This is a genomic window from Dyadobacter sp. CY343 (genome assembly GCF_021390335.1).
GTDB lineage: Bacteria > Bacteroidota > Bacteroidia > Cytophagales > Spirosomataceae > Dyadobacter.
Genome location: NZ_JAJUXK010000006.1, coordinates 432,771 through 452,901, shown reverse-complemented (window position 1 = coordinate 452,901; position 20,131 = coordinate 432,771). Strand labels below are relative to the sequence as shown.

At 44.3% G+C, this 20,131-nt stretch carries 15 protein-coding genes and 1 rRNA gene; 8 read left to right on the top strand and 8 right to left on the bottom strand.

Going from position 1 to position 20,131, the window contains the following annotated elements:
- Positions 1–101: ribosomal RNA gene (gene rrf / locus LZG94_RS21895) — 5S ribosomal RNA — on the top strand; the annotation flags it as partial.
- Positions 102–604: 503 nt separating this feature from the next.
- Here the strand turns inward: rrf and dxs are convergent.
- The 4 genes from dxs to mutL all read right to left on the bottom strand — a co-directional run bounded on the left by dxs (position 605) and on the right by mutL (position 6,295).
- Entirely contained in the window at positions 605–2,551 is a 1,947-nt protein-coding gene (gene dxs, locus LZG94_RS21890; RefSeq protein WP_233793867.1) for a 1-deoxy-D-xylulose-5-phosphate synthase, read from the bottom strand.
- Positions 2,552–2,641: 90 nt separating this feature from the next.
- A complete protein-coding gene (locus tag LZG94_RS21885) occupies positions 2,642–3,556 on the bottom strand; it encodes a rhomboid family intramembrane serine protease (protein WP_233793856.1) in 915 nt (304 codons plus the stop codon).
- A 9-nt stretch (positions 3,557–3,565) separates the two neighbouring features.
- A complete protein-coding gene (locus tag LZG94_RS21880; protein ID WP_233793855.1) occupies positions 3,566–4,351 on the bottom strand; it encodes a rhomboid family intramembrane serine protease in 786 nt (261 codons plus the stop codon).
- A 57-nt stretch (positions 4,352–4,408) separates the two neighbouring features.
- Positions 4,409–6,295, bottom strand: a complete 1,887-nt coding sequence (gene mutL, locus LZG94_RS21875) for a DNA mismatch repair endonuclease MutL (protein WP_233793854.1) — start codon at positions 6,293–6,295, stop codon at positions 4,409–4,411.
- A gap of 238 nt (positions 6,296–6,533) precedes the next feature.
- Here mutL and LZG94_RS21870 point away from each other — a divergent pair, with 238 nt between their 5' ends.
- The gene (locus LZG94_RS21870) at positions 6,534–6,698 is read left to right on the top strand and encodes a hypothetical protein (protein ID WP_215235197.1); all 165 of its coding nucleotides are present in this window, start codon (positions 6,534–6,536) and stop codon (positions 6,696–6,698) included.
- 84 nt (positions 6,699–6,782) lie between these two features.
- Here the strand turns inward: LZG94_RS21870 and nagB are convergent, their stop codons facing one another.
- Positions 6,783–8,723 (bottom strand): glucosamine-6-phosphate deaminase, encoded by a 1,941-nt coding sequence (gene nagB, locus LZG94_RS21865; protein WP_233793866.1) that lies wholly within the window; start codon positions 8,721–8,723, stop codon positions 6,783–6,785.
- Positions 8,724–9,056: 333 nt separating this feature from the next.
- On the opposite strand from nagB, the gene glyA reads away from it, so the two are divergent.
- From glyA to serS, 5 genes are all read left to right on the top strand, one after another.
- Positions 9,057–10,361: a serine hydroxymethyltransferase gene (glyA, locus tag LZG94_RS21860; protein ID WP_233793853.1), complete on the top strand. Its 1,305-nt coding sequence runs from the start codon at positions 9,057–9,059 to the stop codon at positions 10,359–10,361.
- Positions 10,362–10,589: 228 nt separating this feature from the next.
- Positions 10,590–11,291, top strand: a complete 702-nt coding sequence (locus tag LZG94_RS21855) for a tetratricopeptide repeat protein (RefSeq protein WP_215235195.1) — start codon at positions 10,590–10,592, stop codon at positions 11,289–11,291.
- A gap of 93 nt (positions 11,292–11,384) precedes the next feature.
- Entirely contained in the window at positions 11,385–11,897 is a 513-nt protein-coding gene (gene ribH / locus LZG94_RS21850; RefSeq protein WP_233793852.1) for a 6,7-dimethyl-8-ribityllumazine synthase, read from the top strand.
- 167 nt (positions 11,898–12,064) lie between these two features.
- Positions 12,065–13,423, top strand: coding sequence for an aspartate kinase (locus LZG94_RS21845; protein WP_215235193.1), 1,359 nt, complete (start codon positions 12,065–12,067; stop codon positions 13,421–13,423).
- Between the two features lie 55 nt (positions 13,424–13,478).
- Entirely contained in the window at positions 13,479–14,771 is a 1,293-nt protein-coding gene (serS, locus tag LZG94_RS21840; protein WP_233793851.1) for a serine--tRNA ligase, read from the top strand.
- Between the two features lie 28 nt (positions 14,772–14,799).
- Here the strand turns inward: serS and LZG94_RS21835 are convergent, their stop codons facing one another.
- The 3 genes from LZG94_RS21835 to LZG94_RS21825 form a co-directional block, all read right to left on the bottom strand.
- A complete protein-coding gene (locus tag LZG94_RS21835) occupies positions 14,800–16,143 on the bottom strand; it encodes a MutS-related protein (protein ID WP_233793850.1) in 1,344 nt (447 codons plus the stop codon).
- Between the two features lie 61 nt (positions 16,144–16,204).
- Positions 16,205–17,446, bottom strand: coding sequence for a hypothetical protein (locus LZG94_RS21830; protein WP_233793849.1), 1,242 nt, complete (start codon positions 17,444–17,446; stop codon positions 16,205–16,207).
- Complete coding sequence (locus LZG94_RS21825) at positions 17,443–18,714, bottom strand: hypothetical protein (protein WP_233793848.1); 1,272 nt, start codon at positions 18,712–18,714, stop codon at positions 17,443–17,445. The genes LZG94_RS21830 and LZG94_RS21825 overlap by 4 nt, the downstream gene beginning before the upstream one ends.
- A 186-nt stretch (positions 18,715–18,900) precedes the next feature.
- On the opposite strand from LZG94_RS21825, the gene LZG94_RS21820 reads away from it, so the two are divergent.
- The gene (locus LZG94_RS21820) at positions 18,901–20,040 is read left to right on the top strand and encodes an acyl-CoA dehydrogenase (RefSeq protein WP_233793865.1); all 1,140 of its coding nucleotides are present in this window, start codon (positions 18,901–18,903) and stop codon (positions 20,038–20,040) included.
- Positions 20,041–20,131: the final 91 nt, after the last annotated feature.

Here is a 20,131-nt window from a genome sequence, read left to right as displayed (position 1 = left end):
TTGGCCTGGTGTTCACCTCTTCCCATCCCGAACAGAGAAGTTAAGCCCAGAACCGCCGATGATACTTGGGTCAAACCTGGTAAAGTAGGTAGTCGCCACAATACCATTCATAAGACCATCCCCAAAAAGGATGGTCTTTTTTTATGACTGGCGGACCGCTATTAGGCTGCGTGAGCCCTAGAAATAGAGAACTTAACCGGCCCCGCTACAGTGGGACCCTTATGCGTAAGGCAATGCCCGAACGCCAATAAAATGCCGACTCGGGCAGACTTGCAGGTAGTACCAAATTCCTTTATAAAGCTTGCCTCAGAAAGTAGGTTTCCTTCGGAAGTTAACATTTTATATAGTTTCCTAAGATTCTAATACCGAATCCTAGCTTAGAACAGTAAGATTTACTAATTAAAAAGGAAATGGAAAGTAACTAGTCGGAGATTGAGGTAAGATGGAGTAATGCCGTTAGCAACGACAATCTTCCAAATTCATTAACCATAGATTACAGGCAAAGAGACTCCGGATACAGTTTAGTTAGGTGAAGCAAAGATTAATCTAAGGCAACAAAAGTCAACTACGTTAAATAATTAGCTAGCTGTAAACCCGTGGTCAACTATTCTAGAACCGCTGCTTTTGATCGTAATTCGATATTCATTAAGTCTTGAACGGACTTAGTAATCCCATTGGCATCCATACCGCATTCCTGATATAACTCCTGTGGTTCTCCGTGTTCAACAATAGTATCGGGCACTCCGATTCGTTTGACAAGGTTAGAATAGCCACTATCGGCCATAAATTCAAGTACAGCACTTCCAAATCCTCCTTGAAGACATCCGTCCTCTACCGTTACGATTCGTTCGAAAGAGGCGAAAATTTCGTGGAGCAACTTTTCGTCCAGGGGTTTTGCAAAACGCATGTCGTAGAGTGCAGCAGAAATACCCTTTTTTTCCAATAAGTCGCAAGCCTGATTTGCAAAATTGCCAAGTGGCCCAAAAGATAGAATAGCCGCATCTTTTCCGGCTCTTACCATTCTACCGCGTCCGATCGTAATTTCTTCGAATGGAGTCTTCCATTGTGGCATCACGCCAGCACCTCGCGGGTAGCGAATAGTTATTGCCTTGGTTCCTGATTGAAATGTACCCAATTGCGCAGTGTACATCATATTTCGCAGCTCCTGCTCATTCATCGGAGACGCAACGATCATATTTGGAATGCAACGCATAAAAGCAATATCATACACGCCATGGTGAGTAGGACCATCGGCGCCAACAAGTCCTGCTCTATCCAAACAAAAAACTACCGGTAGTTCCTGAATACAAACATCGTGCACGACCTGATCGTATGACCTTTGCATGAAGGTGGAGTAAATGTTACAGAAAACAACTTCACCCCGCGTCGCCATACCGGCCGAGAACGTCACGGCGTGTTGCTCTGCAATTCCTACGTCAAAAGCTCTTTCAGGAATTTCCTCCATCATGATATTCAACGATGAACCCGAAGGCATTGCAGGAGTAATTCCCACGATCTTCTTGTTCTCTTTGGCTAGCTCAACTATAGTGTGCCCGAATACATCCTGGTATTTTGGTGCCTGTGGTGTATCAAAAGTCTTTTTCTTGATCTCTCCGGTTATCTTATCAAAGATTCCTGGCGCGTGCCATTTGGTCTGATCCTTTTCGGCAGGACCGTAGCCTTTTCCTTTAACTGTAAGACAATGTAAAATTTTAGGTCCCGGAATACTTTTGAGATCGTGAAGAACCTCAGTTAGATGACTGATATCGTTTCCGTCAATAGGACCAAAGTATCTTAAACCAAGTGACTCGAATAAATTGCTTTGACGCAGAATAGCCGTTTTCATGACCGTTTCTACCTTAGATACAATATCCTGAGCACTTTTACCAAAATGGCTCATCTTGCCCAGAAGATTCCATACTTCATCTCTAAATTTATTATAAGTCTGAGATGTGGTGATATCTGTCAGATATTCTTTCAAGGCCCCGACATTCGGGTCAATCGCCATGCAATTGTCATTGAGAATAATTAGCAGATTTGAGTCAGTTGCTCCGGCATGGTTCATTCCTTCGAATGCCAACCCGGCCGTCATAGCACCATCTCCTATTACTGCAATATGCTGGCGCTCGTGGTTGTTCTCCAAAGCAGAAGCAACCGCCATTCCTAGTGCTGATGAAATGGACGTGGAAGAGTGTCCAACACCAAATGCATCGTAAATACTCTCCTTTCTTTTAGGAAATCCGGCCAGGCCGCCATAAGTTCGGTTTGAATGAAAAGTATCTCTTCTTCCGGTAAGTATTTTATGACCGTAGGCCTGGTGACCTACGTCCCACACAATTTGGTCGTCGGGCGTATTGAATACATAATGAAGGGCAACACTCAGTTCTACAACTCCAAGACTAGCTCCAAAATGGCCTCCGTAAACGGAAACGTTGTCAATTATAAATTGTCTTAGCTCATTGCATACATTGGGAAGCTGTGAGATATCCAGTTTTCGTAAATCTTCCGGACTATCAATTTTAGCTAACAATTTGCCAGGAGTTATAAGCATACGGCGGGGTATTAAGATAAGATATTCAGCAAACTCTTGGTTTTCAAACAATCAACGAAATTAAGAAATTCGCTGTAAAATCTGTCGACGTTATTTTTGCTGGCTTGCTTTGAACAACTTTTGCTTCTCTTCTTTGGTCAGACTCTCATACCCAGACTTGGATATTTTATCCAAAATCATGTCGATCTCAGTTTGATCAGGCATTTCGATTGTGCCCGAAGACGACGAAGAATATACACTTGTACTACGGTAAACCTGCCTTTCGCGATAGGTAACCTGCATAACAGGACGTTTTCTGAATAACCTCGACCAGCCGGCCATCACTGCATAAATAGGCTTTCCAAGGTCAGTTCCGCTTTGAAGCAATTTGATAAACATATACCCTACAAATGCACCACCCAGGTGAGCGAGATTACCGCCTGCATTCGGGCCGACGGTTTGGGCAAGTGAAAGGATGATGTAAAAGAGCGCAATAAATTTAATGCGTATCGGGCCAAGGAATATCAGATTAAAAGTATAATTCGGAAGAAGTGTGGAAGCGCCTACTGCAACTGAAAATGCCGCCGCCGAAGCACCCAGCATTCTTGAACCTTCAATATGCGCCTGAAAATAAGGAAGTACATTGTACAAAACCATGTAAGTCAAACCTCCCGCAATACCGCCCAAAAAATACAGCGCGATCACACGTTTTGCGCCCAGATATTCATCTACCAATTTGCCAAACCAGTATAGGAAAAGCATATTAAAGAGAATATGAAAAATGTCGTCGTGGGTGAAGAAATAGGTAATGAGTGTCCAGGGCTTATAAATAAACTCACTTGTCGCAGCGGGGAGCTGTACGGAGTTGATAACCAGTTGGTATATACCCGAACTTTGAGAAAGTGTCAGAATAATCTTTGACAGCAGCAATACAAGGAAAACCGCAGTATTGATCAAAATTATTTTTACAAGTGCATTCTCAGATTTAGCGAACTCGCGTTTTACATCATCAACAATATTGCCCATCTTCTTACCTTAATAGAAATTTGTTCTCTGCGTTCCCCAGTAACGAAGTAATATATATGCAAATAGCATTCCTCCGATATGGGCGAAATGCGCTACATTATCCGATTGAGCATTTTTAAAACCCGAATACAATTCATACAATCCGTAGAAAGCGACGAAATATTTTGCCTTGATAGGAAACGGAACAAACAGTAAAAACAGCTCAGTGTTTGGAAACAATAAACCAAACGCCATCAGAATACCAAAAATTGCTCCGGAAGCACCTACCATTGGTATACTAACCAGGCGCTCATAATAGATATTTACGAAATTAATGCTATCCTGAATATAAGTGGTATTGGTTGGATTTTCTTCAAATTTGTTCAAAAAATTAAGCATCGATTCGTAAATCCCCTTCGCGTGTTTGCTCATAAAATCGGCCAGCGCATCGGGCGTAGGATTTTGAGTAAATATCTCAACAGCTTGCCGTATCTGATTGTTCTCAAAATAATCGATTCCTGAAAACAGAAGTCCCGCTCCTATTCCGGTGAAGAAGTAGAAAAACAGGAATTTCTTCGGTCCCCACATCCGCTCCAGAAGTGGCCCGAACATGAACAATCCAAACATATTGCTAAACAAGTGCCCCAGGCTTCCGTGCAGAAACATGTAGGTCACAAACTGATAAGGCATGAATTCAGGCGATAGCAGCGACCTTAATGCAAAATTCCCACTAAGATTGATAATGCTCGTGTCGACCAGATAGAACAGGATATTCAGTATCAGAAGGTTCCTTACAGTAGGGGTTATTGATAACATATAGGTATTTCTTGATCTAACTTTATTTTAGAACTACTTCTGTCCGTTTATTGGTTCCTAACTTCTAAATATGCTTGTCAGCTTATCCATAGTGAGCAAAACGATAATCGGCTCGCCGCTCGGCGTCCGGTTAGGATCCGTGGACGCGAATAATTGATCGATGAGTGTATGTATCTCAACAAATGATAGTTTGACAGCATAACGAACCGAAAACCTGCGGGCAAGTGAGCGCGACAGACTTTCCGGTTTGTTTAGTTTGAGATCCGAATAGCTTTGTTTTAATTGTTCTATCAGCTCTTCAAAAAGATCCTGTTCCCGTTCCTCTGGAAGATCCGCCGGAATTCCGCGAATGATCAGCTCATTCTGGCCAAATTCGTCAAACTCGAAACCCAGACTATGAATTTCCTTCTTAGTTTCCTTTACAAGCTGCATATCGGAATGCGTGAGCCCGACCCTTTTCGGGAAAAGAAGCTGCTGACAAGCGCCGGTCCGGTTGATTAACATCTTACGATATCTTTCGTACAATATCCTTTCATAGGCAGCTTTCTGGTCGATCAGCATGATACCATCTTTGACCTGCGAAAGAATATACCTGTTGTGAAGCTGAAAAAGCATTGCGTCACTTTCCGGGGCAGAAATAACCTCCGACGCCATTCTGTTGACCTTACTGGCTACGGTTTTGGATTCTTCCTGGTACGTGGGACGCGATACAGTTACCGGACTCGTGTCAAAAGCAGCAATTTCACTACTCCGATCTTCCGTATTTTGAAGTCCTTCAAAAAGCTTACTCCAACTGGTTAGGTTCGATTTAGAAGGTCCATGATCTGCTTTTCTGGACTGGGCGGCCCAATCGGGCATGACAGTTCGCGGGATAAAATTGGGATTTGGTTCGGAAGATCCCTGGGTGAAGAAATTGACATTATCATCGAAATCAATCGACTGCGAGAAGTTATACATTCCCACGGCTTTTTTCACCGCCGCCATTACAATCGCATACACCGACTTTTCGTCATCAAATTTGATCTCAGTTTTCGTCGGGTGAATGTTAATATCAATGTGAGAAGGATCAATATCCAGGAACAGCACATAAAACGGGTGACTTCCGTCGGGGATAGTCCCGTCGAACGCACTGATTACTGCGTGATGGAGGTAGCTGTGCTTGATATAGCGGTCATTCACGAAGAAAAACTGTTCACCCCGCGTTTTCCTGGCGAATTCCGGCTTGCCAATATATCCGCGCACACTTACGTAAGAAGTTTCTTCCTGGCAGGAAGCGAGTTGTTCACGGTAACTTTTCCCGTAAATGTCGACGATCCTGCGCACCAGCTTGGCCGGAGGAAGATTAAAAACCTCTGTATCGTTATGATGTAATGTCAAGCTTACTTCGGGATGAGCCAATGCAACGCGCTGAAATTCGTCCAGAACGTGCCGCATTTCTACCGAGTTTGATTTCAGAAAGTTCCGGCGGGCGGGTACATTGAAGAACAGATTTTTAACCGAAATACTGGTCCCCGTTACAGCCGCTACACTTTCCTGCGTCTTGATTTCGGAACCGTCAATGCGGATTAATGTGCCTAGTTCATCACCTTCCTGCCGGGTCCGTAATTCCACCTGCGCCACCGCTGCGATAGAGGCGAGTGCTTCTCCGCGGAAGCCCATTGTCCGGATACTAAACAAATCTTCCGACTTACGAATCTTTGAAGTCGCGTGCCGCTCAAAAGACATTCTGGCGTCAGTTACCGACATTCCGGATCCATTATCTATCACCTGGATCAAAGTCCGCCCTGCTTCTCTGAGCACCACCTGAATATGTGTAGCCTTTGCGTCGATCGCATTTTCGAGCAATTCTTTAACCGCTGATGCCGGCCGCTGCACAACTTCCCCTGCCGCAATTTGATTTGCAATAGAATCGGGTAACAGCTGTATAATGTCGGGTGACGGCATATTGAAATTGATTTTTTACTTATAACAAATAAACAAAAATTTTCGGAACCGGTTCTCGCCAAATGCGGGATTGCTAGTTTTCCAGGCGGAATTTACTTGTTGTTTCAGTGGGGAATAATTATATATTTTGTTGAAATTTTGAACAATTGTCGAACGTTTTTTCGATCAGGCTTTGTTAACTAGAAGTAATTTGCATAAATTGGGAAACTAAACTCCGAGGTACTAACCGATCTTAATTATGAAAGCACCAATTTTTAAAAGATTCAATTTTACGATGGCCTTACAGTGGCTGATATTTCTGCCGATCATTCTGCCATTATGCATTGTATTTGGTGCTTTTCAAGGCATTATGACTATGGTTGAGAAAATGTTCCAAAGAATGTGGGTGGATATGGAGTTGTAGAATATCTTCGCTAATAACGTAATTACTCAGTTATAAAAAGAGAGAGCCAGGATACCCTGGCTCTCTCTTTTTATTGGTATAATCCTAAAATTTCCATCTCACAAAGGCTTCCATCGCCTCATATTCGGCAAGTCCGAGCGAATCGTACAAATGCGCGGTACCCCGATTCCGCTCCTCTGCTCGTTGCCAGAACTCCCTCGAATCTTCTCCCTGGAACACAACTCCGTCCTTTTGGGATTGGTGCTTGAAAATTCCCTGACGTTTTTTCAAAACCTGGTCGGGGCTCATCGGAACAGCCATTTCGATTTCATAAATATCCCACTCTGCCCAGGCGCCGCGATACAGCCAAACCCAGCAATCTTTCATAAAATTCTTATGTTTCGAACGGTGCAATGCCGCTTCGATCGCATCCCAGCAAACCTTGTGCGTACCATGCGGATCGGCAAAGTCGCCCGCTGCATAAATCTGGTGCGGCTTGATCTCTTCGATCAGGTTTTCAATTATCTTAATATCTTCTTCACCGATCGGCTTTTTCTGAACAGTACCTGTTTCATAAAAAGGCATATCCAAGAAATGTGCCTGGCTTGTTGGTATTCCTACAAAACGGCAGGTAGCCTTCGCTTCGCCCCTTCTCAGTAAACCTTTCACCTTACGGATTTCAGGCGTATCGATTTCGCTGTCTTTGGTATGTTTCAGGAATTCTTTTGCGTCGAGGAAAAGTTGATTTGCCGAAGGACTATCAATAGAGAAGCCTTTATTAAAATCAACCACAAAATCAATAAAACGCAAAGCCTCGTCGTCTGCTACTGCGATATTTCCTGACGTTTGATAAGCCACATGCACTTCATGTCCCTGGTCTACCAGTCTTTGGAAAGTACCTCCCATTGAAATGATATCGTCATCGGGGTGCGGGCTAAAAATGAGAACACGTTTCTTTGTAGGCTGTGCACGTTCCGGACGATAAGTATCGTCGGCATTTGGTTTTCCTCCCGGCCAGCCGGTAATAGTATGTTGCAGTTGGTTAAATACATTGATATTGATCTCATAACCAGCTCCATACTGCGCGAGCAAGTCACTCATACCATTATCATTGTAGTCCTTATCAGTCAATTTCAGGATCGGTTTGTTCAGGATCTTCGAAAGGTGTGTTACCGCTTTCTTGATCATTTTATTATCCCAGATCACCGAGTCAACAGCCCAAGGTGTTTTGATGCGGGTCAGTTCTGAGGCTGCGCTTTCATCCAGAACGAACGAAACGTCGGGATGCGCCTGCAAATAGGAAGCAGGGTTCAATTCAGTTACCGGTCCTTCTACGGCGCCTCTGATCACAGAAGCTTTTCTTTCACCCCAGGCTAGCAAAACAATGCGGCGCGCATTCAATATCGGCGCTACACCCAGCGTAATCGCTTTACGAGGTACATTATGCAATCCACCAAACTCCATACCCGCAGCCACTCTGGTAGAATGATCGAGGGTGATGAGGCGCGTGCGTGAGTTGATCAAGGAACCTGGCTCATTAAAACCAACGTGTCCATTACCACCGATCCCGAGAAGTTGAAAGTCCAAACCTCCTACGGCATTGATCTTATTTTCATACGAAGTGCAGTAATCGCGCAGCAATGCAGATGGAACTGTACCATCTGGCAGAAAGTAATTTTCCTTGGCAATATCAACATGGTCAAAAAGCTGCTCCTTCATAAACCGGTGGTAGCTATAAATGGATTCAGGTTCCATTTGATAGTACTCATCAAGATTAAAAGAAATAACATTTTTGAAGCTTAACCCCTCTTCTTTGTGCATTTTCACAAGAAGTGCGTAAACTGTTTTAGGAGAAGATCCCGTCGCAAGTCCAAGGACACAAGGCTTGCCTTCTTTTTGCTTTTGGCGGATCAGATCAGCAATTTCCTTTGCTACTGCGTAAGAGGCCTCCTTTGAATCTGCGAAAATCTGAGTTGGGATTTTCTCATACGTTATAGGCTGGCCGATCGTTCCATTCGTGCCTTTTCCGTTGTTTGAAGCTTGCATCAGTATGGTCTGAGGACTTACCGTTTGTTGGCTCATGTTTCCTTGTTTTATTTTATAAGAGTTCTAGAATAGACAGGGCGGGAATTTACAGCATTTTCGTGTAAGTGCACGACCACGCAACAATATTTGGACGCAAAACTACGACACAAAGCTGATATTCTTAAAATAATTTAAAAACTTCTTTTTACTTAAAAATACTGCTTCAAGCGAAATATAGGCAATTGATCGATCAGCTAAATCACCGGGAACATAAAGTAAGCCTTATTATTTCATTACGAAATAAATGCTCGTATTTTTGCGGCATCTTTCAGTCCATATCATAAAAATACACTCATGTCTACCATCACCAGCGTTGAACGTGACACCACCATTTTCGATCTGATCAACAGAGAGAAATATCGTCAGGAATCCGGTATCGAGCTTATTGCTTCTGAAAACTTTACTTCCCGTCAGGTGATGGAAGCTTCCGGCAGCGTTTTGACTAATAAATATGCCGAAGGTTTGCCAGGAAAACGCTACTACGGTGGATGCGAGGTAGTCGACGAAATTGAGCAGATTGCGATCGATCGTTTGAAAGAACTTTTCGGGGCTACCTGGGCAAATGTTCAGCCGCATTCGGGTGCGCAGGCTAATACTGCTGTTTTTCTTGCCTGTTTGAATCCTGGTGATAAAATTATGGGCTTCAACCTGGCGCACGGAGGTCACCTTACCCACGGTTCACCGGTTAATATTTCAGGTAAATATTTCCAGCCTATTTTCTACGGAGTTGAAGCTGAAACAGGTTTGATCAACTGGGATAAAGTGGAGGAAACTGCTTTGAAGGAGCGTCCGAAACTATTGATATGCGGAGCTTCTGCATACAGCCGCGACTGGGATTATGAGCGCCTGAGAAATATCGCTGACCAGGTCGGCGCACTTTTGATGGCTGATATTGCTCACCCGGCCGGACTGATCGCGAAAGGACTTTTGAATGACCCTTTTGATCACTGCCATATTGTTACCACTACAACGCATAAAACTCTTCGTGGCCCAAGAGGCGGGGTGATTATGATGCGCAATGATTTTGAAAACCCATTTGGAATTAAAACACAGAAAGGACAGCTGAGGACAATGTCTTCGTTGCTGGATTCAGGCGTTTTCCCGGGTACGCAGGGAGGTCCGCTGGAACATATAATAGCCGCAAAGGCAGTTGCATTTGGCGAAGCTTTGAGCGAAGGCTATTACAACTACGCAACGCAGGTTACCAGAAATGCACAGGCAATGGCGAAAGCTTTTGTTGAAAAGGGATACCGCATCATTTCAGGCGGAACGGATAATCACCTCATGCTGATCGATTTGCGTACTAAAAATGGCATCGAATCCGGGCTGACCGGTAAATTGGCTGAAAATACTTTGATCAAGGCTGATATTACGATTAATAAGAATATGGTACCGTTTGATGATAAATCTCCAATGGTTACTTCTGGTATCCGTGTCGGAACGGCCGCGATGACAACCCGCGGGCTCATCGAGTCGGATATGGAGCGCATTGTGGATCTGCTGGATACTGTTTTGGTTAACCACGATAACGATTCTAAAATCGCTTCTGTAAAAGGAGAGGTGAATAACTGGATGAAACAATTCCCGCTATATAGTTAATATTGTAAAGTTGATAAGTGGAAGCGTGAAGGTATCTGTACTTTCACGCTTTTTGCATTTAGCGCAGTGTGGTTTTTGTTTATTTAAAGGACTAACCTATATCATAAATTTATCACAGCGCAGGCAGCCGCTATTTTCGGCTGGATTGAATGCAAAGAATTGTACAGCAACTTGTTTCGACTTAATAAAGTTTTCATAACTTTGCACTCCAAAATTGAATTAATTAATATGAGCAAGAAAAACGCGGATGAGGCTGGGCTGGAAATAATTGAAACTCCGGAAGCTTTAGCTGGCCAGATTAATAAGGCAGAGGCTTTCTTTATCAAGAACCGCAAAATAGTTTTAGGAATTGTTGGGGCGATATTGGTTGCAATCATTGGTTTTGCAGGATATCGCTTTTATATCGATGGCCAGGAAGGAACTGCTCAAAACGCGCTTGCAAGTGTTGTATACGATTTTGAAGCCGATTCGCTCCAAAAAGCATTGAATGGAAGTGGTGGAAATGAAGGTCTTCTTTCTATCGCCGATAGTTATAAAGGAACTGACGCTAGTAACCTGGCGAATTTCTACGCTGGTGTTGCCTTGCTCAAACAAGGAAAATATGACGACGCGATCAGTCACCTGAAATCTTTCAGCTCTTCTGACCTCTTGATCCAGGCTCGCGCGCAATCACTGATTGGTGATGCATACTTTGAAAAAAACCTCCCGGCTGACGCTATTTCATATTATCAAAAAGCATCAGACTACGAGAAAAACGAATATTTCACGCCGGTATACTTAATGAAGCTTGCCCTGGCTCAGGAAAAAGCAAGTAAGCCTGCTGATGCGATCGCAACATATAAACGTGTTATCGAAGAATTCCCGCTTTCGTCGGAAGTGGTGAATGCTAAGAAATACATGGGATTATTAGAAGGACAGGTCGGCAAATAATGGTTAAACCATTCTGTTCTGCAAAAGGATAAAGCCGACATGGTTTTATCCTTTTTTTATTCATTTTACTCAAAGATTTAAAAACAAAAATCAATGTCAAGCGCGGACAAAAATTTAAGTGTGTTCAATACGGCGGACCTTCCGGATATCGCAACAAAACGCTTCGCTATTCTGGTTGCAGAGTGGAACTCCGAAGTAACGGAAAAGCTTTTCGAAGGTGCATATCAGACCTTGGTACAGTACGGCGCCCAGCCCGAAAATATCGAGAGGGGCAACGTTCCCGGCAGTTTCGAGTTGACATTAGGTTCGCAGTGGTTTGCACAGCGGGAAGACATAGATGCGGTAATTGCCCTCGGAGTCGTAATTCAGGGCGAAACCAAACATAACGATTATATTAATCATGCTGTTTCTCAGGGAATTACCAATTTGAGTTTAAAAACAAACAAACCGGTAATCTTCGGTGTACTTACTCCTAATACCATGCAACAAGCCGTGGACAGGGCCGGCGGTATTCACGGAAACAAAGGAGACGAGGCAGCGATTACAGCGATCAAAATGCTGGGATTATATTCGCAAATCACCAAAGGATCATTTAAGCGGGGCTAGTACTGTCAGTTGTAGTCAAGTATTGTCATTTGTTGTCAGGTTTGGTCATTTTTAGTAAGTATCAAAAAACAATTCCGAACCACACGCGACTAACTTGACCAATCTCGATCACCGCGGCACCCAAACATTCACTTATTCAGTCATTCAATCATTCACAATTCATTAATATGCAAGTCTGGAAATTTGGCGGCACTTCGGTTGGAAAGCCTGAACGTATGCATTCGATCAGAGAACTTCTCAACAGCGATCCCAATCGTAAAATAGTTGTTTTATCGGCGTTGTCGGGTTCTACCAATGCATTAATTGCAATTGGTGAGGCTGTAAAAGCATTCGACGACGCAAAAGCTGCGGTTTTGCTCGACGATCTGAAAACGCATTACAGCCTTTTCATCAAGGAGCTTTATGCCACGCCGGAAGGATTGCAAAAAGGGCAGGAGATCGTCGATACTGAATTCGGATATATTAAATCGCTGGTTGGGATCAAACCTTTCACCACCAAGCAGGACAAAGAACTGGTCGCGGAAGGCGAGATATTGAGCACGAAAATGTTTCAGGCTTACCTGGATGAAAAAGGGGATAGCTCGGTTTTGTTATCAGCACTCGATTTCATGCGTATAGACGCAGACGGAGAACCCGAACTGGCGACTATCGAAGAAAAGCTGGTTACTATCCTGAGCCAGTATTCCGACAAACAGACTATCATTACACAAGGATTCATTTGCCGGAACCCGCGTGAAGAAGTGGATAATTTGAAAAGAGGAGGTTCTGATTATACCGCGTCACTGATCGGCGGTGCGATCCGGGCTGACGAAATTCAGATCTGGACAGATATTGACGGAATGCATAATAATGATCCGCGGATCGTAAAACGCACATTCCCTATTCGTGAGCTTACATTTGAAGAGGCCGCTGAGCTTGCCTATTTTGGCGCGAAAATTCTGCATCCGAGCACGATTACGCCGGCGAAGCTAAGGAGTGTGCCCGTTCGTCTGAAAAACACAATGCAGCCGGAGGCACCAGGAACCCTGATTGCAAACCAGACTTCTGACAGGGAGATCAAGGCGATTGCTGCAAAGGACAATATCACAGCGATTTACATTCATTCAACCCGTATGCTGAATGCTTACGGATTTCTTCGCAGGGTGTTTGAGGTATTTGAGAAATACAAAACTCCGGTTGATATGATCACAACTTCCGAGGTTTCTGTATCTGTCACTATCGATAACTCGGAGCACCTTGAAAAGATCAGCGCAGATTTAAAGGAATTTGCAGATCTGGAAGAACACGATCTCGATCAAAATATCATTTGCATTGTCGGAAATTTCAGTGCGGATAAAGAGGGAATTGCGCTAAAAGTGCTCGATGCTTTGAAACATATTCCAATACGAATGATTTCGTACGGCGCTTCCGAGCACAACCTTTCGTTGCTTATTCACTCTAAATACAAGGCTGAGGCGCTAAATGTGCTGAACGAGCGCCTGTTTTATTACGAGGATGCGATGAAAGACATTTTTACTGCTCCCTGATCTATTAGTTTTAAATCATTAAAGTTGTTTGCCAAAAGCGGACAGCAACATAAAGATGTTACAAACCAATTTTATTCGCGAAAACAGGGATTTTACAATCGCTGGATTGACCAAAAAGCATTTCAAAGACGCAGAACAAGCTGTTGACCGCATTATCGATCTTGACAAAAGAAGGCGGGAAGTGCAGCAGGAGCTTGACGATGTTCTGGCTGCTTCAAACAACAAAGCCAAAGAGATCGGCGGCTTGATGAAGGCTGGAAAGCAAAGCGAAGCCGAGGAGGCGAAAGCAGTGACAGCTTCCTTGAAAGAACGGTCAAAAGCGTTGGACGAAACGCACAAGACCATCGAGGCTGAATTATTGGACGAGCTGGTTAAGTTACCTAACCTGCCGCACAGTAGCGTTCCTGAGGGAAGAACTGCCGAGGATAATGTGAATATTCTGGAAGAGGGCGCCAAGCCGGCTCTTCACCAGGGAGCACTTCCGCATTGGGAATTGATTAAAAAGCTAGGTAAAAATCAGGCACCGATCATCGATTTTGAACTGGGTAACAAGATTACTGGCGCTGGTTTCCCGGTTTACAAAGGAAAAGCTGCAAGATTACAACGCGCGATGATTTCCTTTTTCCTGGATGAGGCGGGTAAGGCAGGATACACCGAAGTACAGCCTCCTATTGTCGTGAATGCAGATTCTGGGTTTGCTACGGGACAGTTGCCGGATAAGGAAGGTCAAATGTATCACGACGCGCAGGACGATCTTTATATGATCCCGACGGCAGAGGTACCGGTTACCAATTTATACCGTGATGTGATTGTTGCTGAAACAGAATTGCCGGTCAAAAATGTAGCTTATACTCCGTGTTTCCGGCGGGAAGCGGGCAGCTGGGGCGCACACGTACGCGGCCTGAACCGGTTGCACCAGTTTGACAAAGTAGAGATTGTTCAGATCAATAAACCTGAGGAGTCTTACAAAGCTTTGGATGAAATGGTGGAGCACGTAAAAAGCCTGCTTGGTAAACTGGAACTTCCCTATCGGATATTACGCCTTTGCGGCGGTGATATGGGCTTTACTTCCGCATTAACCTATGATTTTGAAGTATGGTCGGCCGGGCAGGAGCGCTGGCTGGAATGCAGCTCGGTATCGAATTTCGAAACTTATCAGGCAAACAGACTTAAACTTCGCTATAAAGGTGCCGATAAGAAGACGCAGCTTTTGCATACTTTAAACGGCTCCGCACTTGCATTACCGCGTATTTTGGCGGCATTGCTGGAAAACAACCAGCAGGCCGACGGGACAGTCAAAATACCGGCTGTACTTGTTCCTTACTGCGGTTTTGATACAATTGAATAGTAGAAAGAATCAAGATATTGAAAGGCTCTCACATTTGCGGGAGCCTTTTTGCTTTTTCGAAAATGGAGGTAATACCAACTGCATTCATAATCAGGCTGCCCACCTTTTCATAGGCAATTCCATCTGCTATTTTGAATGAATTTTTAAATTGATCACCCAGGACAGTCGTTTTAAAGCACTTGTTGACGGCAAATTCTGCATGCATGTAGCCTTCTGCCAGTTCAAGCAAGTGGGTTGAAATCATAAAATATGACCCGGGATATTTACAAAAACCGTCCAGCACCATTTTAGAGCAGTGAAATGCATCTTCCTGGTTAGTACCCCGAAAAATTTCATCTACCAGTACAAAACACCTGTCTCCCTGCTGCAAAGCCTCAGCAATACTTTTTACCCGCATCATTTCATTATAAAAGTGACTGTATCCCGAAGTAAGATCGTCAGCCAGGTGAATTGACGTAAATAATCTGTCAAAAAATGGCAAAGTTATGCTAGTTGCGGGAACAGGTAAGCCCAGGTGCGCCAGGTATATTGCCAGCCCGCAGGCTTTGAGAAATGTGGTTTTTCCGCTTGTATTGGCACCGGTAATAATGCAGACACTTTTGTTCAGATCAATATGAATATCATTTGCGACACCATTTGGTATCAAAGGATGTTTGATCCCCGTCGCGGCAAATTCCTGGGTAGCGTTATCGAAATCTGGAAAAGTCAGTGCATGTAGTTCGGTGGTTTTCGCAATCGAGCGGTACGCGTCAAAACGATAGAATATGTCCAGCAGCCTGCGAAGTGCTTTTGCATTTGAAACCCTGAAATAGTAGTCAATACTGAATACTTTCGTTTTGGCAATATCATTTTCATTCTGCTTCAAAAAGGAACGAATCGTAGGAGTAGAGAGAAAATTGCTGATGAATTGAATATCATCCTGAATATCCTGTGGTATTTCAAGATCCTGCATATTTATCAACATCAGCTGCATTGCCCGGAGCATTCTCAGCGTCGCCATTAAGCCACTCTGAATGCGATAAAATTCCTCCGGACTTTTGATATAATATACCAATGTGTCCAGCCAGTGCATTACCGCATCCTGCGACATGGAATGCGCCACACTCAGCGAAGAATATCCCTCTGCCGCCATAATATAGGATCGGGGAATATCGATCAGGCAGGTGGCAGGTGTCTTTAAAATGGTCTTTATGAGTTGCTGGAATGCCTGGACTTCGGCGAGTGTGGACCTGGGTTTCGATAGCAGGGTTTTCAGGTAATCACTGCCACCCTGGGTGAGGGTTTTGTCAAAAAACTGCAAAGCACTGAATGCGCCTTTCCGCTCCGCAAGTATTTGAAGTTCGTAAAGTGTATGCTGGTCAACGGGTTGCATTTGAAGATATATGGTTCTCCAAATGTAAAAACGGGCTTGGTTAGTGGCGCGTTAAAGAAAGTTAAACTTCTTTTGACTTCGGGAAAGCCAGCCAGATAAAATAGCCGGTGAGCGCTACAATCGACACCTGCATGGAATAATCCAGCAGCAAGTCCGAGGAAGCGGAGGTATCGGAAGGTGTCATGTAGCAGGGCATTCCCAGCCGCCACCAGAAAGAAGGGTGGACTACACAAAGCACATTATATGCGAAGAAGAGGGTTAACTGCACTTTGTTCTTCCAATCGATCGTGTAGAAGACCAATGGTAACAGAAACAGAAAGATATAGTTACTGTAAGCACTTTGCTGAACGATCATCATCGTCGCGTACAAAATGATCCAAACGCGCGAAAGCATAATGCGGAAGTCGGAGTGGCGCATTCGCCAGGCCGCCAGCGTAGCGAGGCCCACAGACAATACCAGCCCGATCCAGTTCCAGAACTTCTCTCCCACACCAATCGCATTGTGAAACAAAGGATTAATGATCGAGGGTATATTAGGTGCGCGCAACGTTTGTGCTTCGTCGAGTGGCTGCGTGAATTCCCAGCCTACCAGCGGGTATAATATAGCGAGTGAGGCAATTCCTATTAATACCATAGGAATCAGGAACCGCATTTTTTCTTTTTCCAGTAAAAAAAGCGGCACGAGTATTAATACAAATATCGCCTTGGTCATTAATAGCCCGATCGCAAGGATCACTGCATACCATTCAACCCTTAAAGTGCGCTCGCGGACGAGGTAGGCAAGTATTACAAAAAGCCACATCCATACATCTTCCTGCGCGCCCACAATGCAGAGTACCAGCGAGCCGGGCAGCAATAAATATATAATCGATAAGAACAGGAGCTTGCCTTTTGACTGGAAGGCCCTGAAAAAGTGATAGCTGAGCAGCAATGCAACCCCATCCATCGCCGCCATTGTCAGGACGATCATCTTGGCATTGAACCAGAATTTTAGCCAGATACCTAAAAAATAGGGATATAACGGAGAATAAGGCGACCAGAAATCTCTGTAAACTACCTGACCCAGCGAAGCTTTGCTACCTTCATCCCAAAATCCGTTCACGTCGGAAGTGGTTTCCATGCCGGCGACAATATAGATTGCGAGGAAGGGGAGCAGCCTGAGTATTGTCCAGCTTACCAGAAGCGTTTTTTCAACCGATTTTCTATCGAGCCAGGTAATCAGCCTGTTTTTGAAAAATAGCAGGAAAACAATTACAAGAAGGCAAAGCAGACTGATGCCTAATTTGGCCAGAACGATATTCATGCCAATGCGAGGTTTTCGGAAGGTGCGATCTTGCGGTAAGTTTCCCGGAGTATCCAGAGGAAGCAAAGCACATTCAGTATTTCCAGGATGTATTCAAACAAGAATGAAATGTCGCCGAACATGCCGAGTGACGTATATGCGGGCTGTTTGATATAAACCCAAACGAAAGGCTGAACAACAGTGAGCCAGTTCAGTGCCAGCAGTACAACAACGTGGACTGTTTTGCGGATATCAATGATTTCGAAAATCACCGCCATTAGATATGCGATCACATAGGCGCCCATTGCGCTGGCCTGAAATATCATCATACATACAAAGCAAGCGATAAATATGCTCGGTAATACCTGATTAATGTGTTTGTGGCGCGATTTGAAAGCCATGAAAACAGGCACAAATACGGTGAATAATAGTCCAAACCAGTTGAGCAGTCCCGAATTTTTGGCATCGATCTTAACAAACAACTCGATGAACGGTCGGCCGACAGAGAACAGATTGGGCGTCATTAATTGCTCGGTGTGCCTGATCGGCATGAGAAACAGATCGCCGATCTGCCAGTATAGAAAGCCGACAGCCGGCAGACCGATCGCCGCCATGACGATCAGCATTTTTAAAGGTTTTTTAACTAAAACCAAAACCGCAGGAAGCAATAGTATAAATGTTACTTTAATAGTCAGCAAAGCGATCGCATAGAGTATTCCCAGGCCGATCTCGTAATTCACGGTTTGTTTTAAGGTATACCGCCACATCAGCAGCGCCGCGCCCCAGAACCAAACTTCTTCCTGACCATCCACAAGAATGTACATAAAACCCGCAGGCAGTAAGAAATAGATGATAGCCAGCTGCAATGCACGGGGAGAGCGGCTTTTATACGTTTGATAAGTAAGCCACAGAATGCCAGCTTCCATCAAAACCATAAAAAGTACGATCGCGCGCGCATTGTGCCATAGCCAAACGGGAATACTTATGATATATGCATACAATGGAGCGTGGTAAGACCAGAAGTCGCGGTACACGAAACCGCCTGCTTTTGCCGCAACTGCTTTATAGAAAAAGAAAGGAATATCGCCCCTGGGCTCTTCGTTTACTATCAGGAAAATGCCGATCCATGGCACAAAGCGAAAGAGGAGAAAACTAAGGCCAAAGACCAGCTTATCATTGCCTGACTGCCAGCGTGAAAAAAGATCGGACCGGGTAATTGTCCAGATGATTCCCAGTGTCAACCCCAGATTAATGAGGAGCTTAATGTAAAAAACGGTAAGAACAGGCATCTAAAATCTGTCGAAATCAAGGCGCAAACTTAAAACAAGTTTCCTGATAATGAGTAGCTAATAGTAAAGTTTTAATATAAAGGAAAAAAGGTATGCTTGCATACCGTCAGGCAAAAATCTATTTTTGATAAAGATCATATTTTGTAACCACCGTACGGTATGGCATTTAGCGGACAATTAAATGGAATGGATTTTAACCTGAGCGAAGAGCACCTGGCTGTTCGGGATGCTGCCCGCTATTTTGCACAAAACGAATTGTTGCCGGAAGTGATTGAGCGGGATAACGCCCAGAAATTTGATCCTGAGCTACTCAAAAAGATGGGGGAACTCGGGTTTTTGGGAATGATGGTTTCGCCGGATTATAATGGCAGCGGAATGGATACGCTCTCCTACGTACTTGCGATGGAGGAGATTTCAAAGATCGATGCGTCGGCCGGTGTAATTATGTCGGTAAATAATTCGCTGGTATGCTGGGGAATTGAAAAATATGGAACGGAAGCGATCAAACAAAAATATCTGAGCCGGCTTGCCACCGGCGAAATGATCGGCGCATTCTGCTTATCGGAGCCAGAAGCTGGTTCTGACGCCACTTCCCAGCACACCACGGCTGTCGATCGGGGCGGTTATTATCTGCTGAACGGGACCAAGAACTGGATAACAAATGGAAATACTTCGGACGTTTGCGTCATAATCGCCCAGACAGACCCTGAGAAAAGGCACAAAGGGATCAATGCGTTTCTGGTGGAGAAGGGTGTGGAAGGTTTTGAGGTTGGTAAAAAAGAAGACAAAATGGGCATTCGTGCTTCGGATACACATACTTTGATGTTCTCTGATGTGAAGGTTCCGAAGGAGAACAGAATAGGGGACGACGGATTCGGGTTCAAGTTTGCGATGAATGTGCTGAATGGTGGCAGGATCGGTATTGCCGCCCAGGCGCTGGGAATCGCTGCCGGCGCATTTGAGCTTTCCTTGAAATATTCCAAAGAGCGGAAAACTTTCGGTAAGCCGATCAGCGATCATCAGGCAATTCAGTTTAAGCTGTCGGAAATGGCGACAAAAATAGAGGCGGCGCGGTTACTTGTCTATAAATCAGCCCGTATGAAAGACGAGGGAAAAGATTACGTACAAGCTGCGGCGATGGCTAAATTATTTGCATCCGATGTTGCAATGTGGGTCACTACCGAGGCTGTGCAGGTACACGGCGGCTATGGATACGTAAAAGAATATCACGTGGAGCGGCACATGCGCGACGCGAAAATTACGCAGATTTATGAGGGTACCTCTGAAATACAAAAACTCGTAATAGCCAGGGAGCTACTTAAATAGTTGATTTCAGAAGATCTAATCCATTTTATTCTGAATCTTGGATTTAAATGATATCAAAATATCATTTTTTTTGAATTTTTGTCAATCTATA

Coding starts and splice junctions, on each gene's coding strand:
- LZG94_RS21870 (WP_215235197.1), top strand. CDS start 6,534: ATGAAAGCACCAATTTTTAAAAGATTCAATTTTACGATGGCCTTACAG.
- LZG94_RS21835 (WP_233793850.1), bottom strand. CDS start 16,143: ATGCAACCCGTTGACCAGCATACACTTTACGAACTTCAAATACTTGCG.
- ribH (WP_233793852.1), top strand. CDS start 11,385: ATGTCAAGCGCGGACAAAAATTTAAGTGTGTTCAATACGGCGGACCTT.
- LZG94_RS21830 (WP_233793849.1), bottom strand. CDS start 17,446: ATGAATATCGTTCTGGCCAAATTAGGCATCAGTCTGCTTTGCCTTCTT.
- LZG94_RS21820 (WP_233793865.1), top strand. CDS start 18,901: ATGGATTTTAACCTGAGCGAAGAGCACCTGGCTGTTCGGGATGCTGCC.
- LZG94_RS21825 (WP_233793848.1), bottom strand. CDS start 18,714: ATGCCTGTTCTTACCGTTTTTTACATTAAGCTCCTCATTAATCTGGGG.
- glyA (WP_233793853.1), top strand. CDS start 9,057: ATGTCTACCATCACCAGCGTTGAACGTGACACCACCATTTTCGATCTG.
- dxs (WP_233793867.1), bottom strand. CDS start 2,551: ATGCTTATAACTCCTGGCAAATTGTTAGCTAAAATTGATAGTCCGGAA.
- nagB (WP_233793866.1), bottom strand. CDS start 8,723: ATGCAAGCTTCAAACAACGGAAAAGGCACGAATGGAACGATCGGCCAG.
- LZG94_RS21885 (WP_233793856.1), bottom strand. CDS start 3,556: ATGGGCAATATTGTTGATGATGTAAAACGCGAGTTCGCTAAATCTGAG.
- LZG94_RS21845 (WP_215235193.1), top strand. CDS start 12,065: ATGCAAGTCTGGAAATTTGGCGGCACTTCGGTTGGAAAGCCTGAACGT.
- LZG94_RS21855 (WP_215235195.1), top strand. CDS start 10,590: ATGAGCAAGAAAAACGCGGATGAGGCTGGGCTGGAAATAATTGAAACT.
- mutL (WP_233793854.1), bottom strand. CDS start 6,295: ATGCCGTCACCCGACATTATACAGCTGTTACCCGATTCTATTGCAAAT.
- serS (WP_233793851.1), top strand. CDS start 13,479: ATGTTACAAACCAATTTTATTCGCGAAAACAGGGATTTTACAATCGCT.
- LZG94_RS21880 (WP_233793855.1), bottom strand. CDS start 4,351: ATGTTATCAATAACCCCTACTGTAAGGAACCTTCTGATACTGAATATC.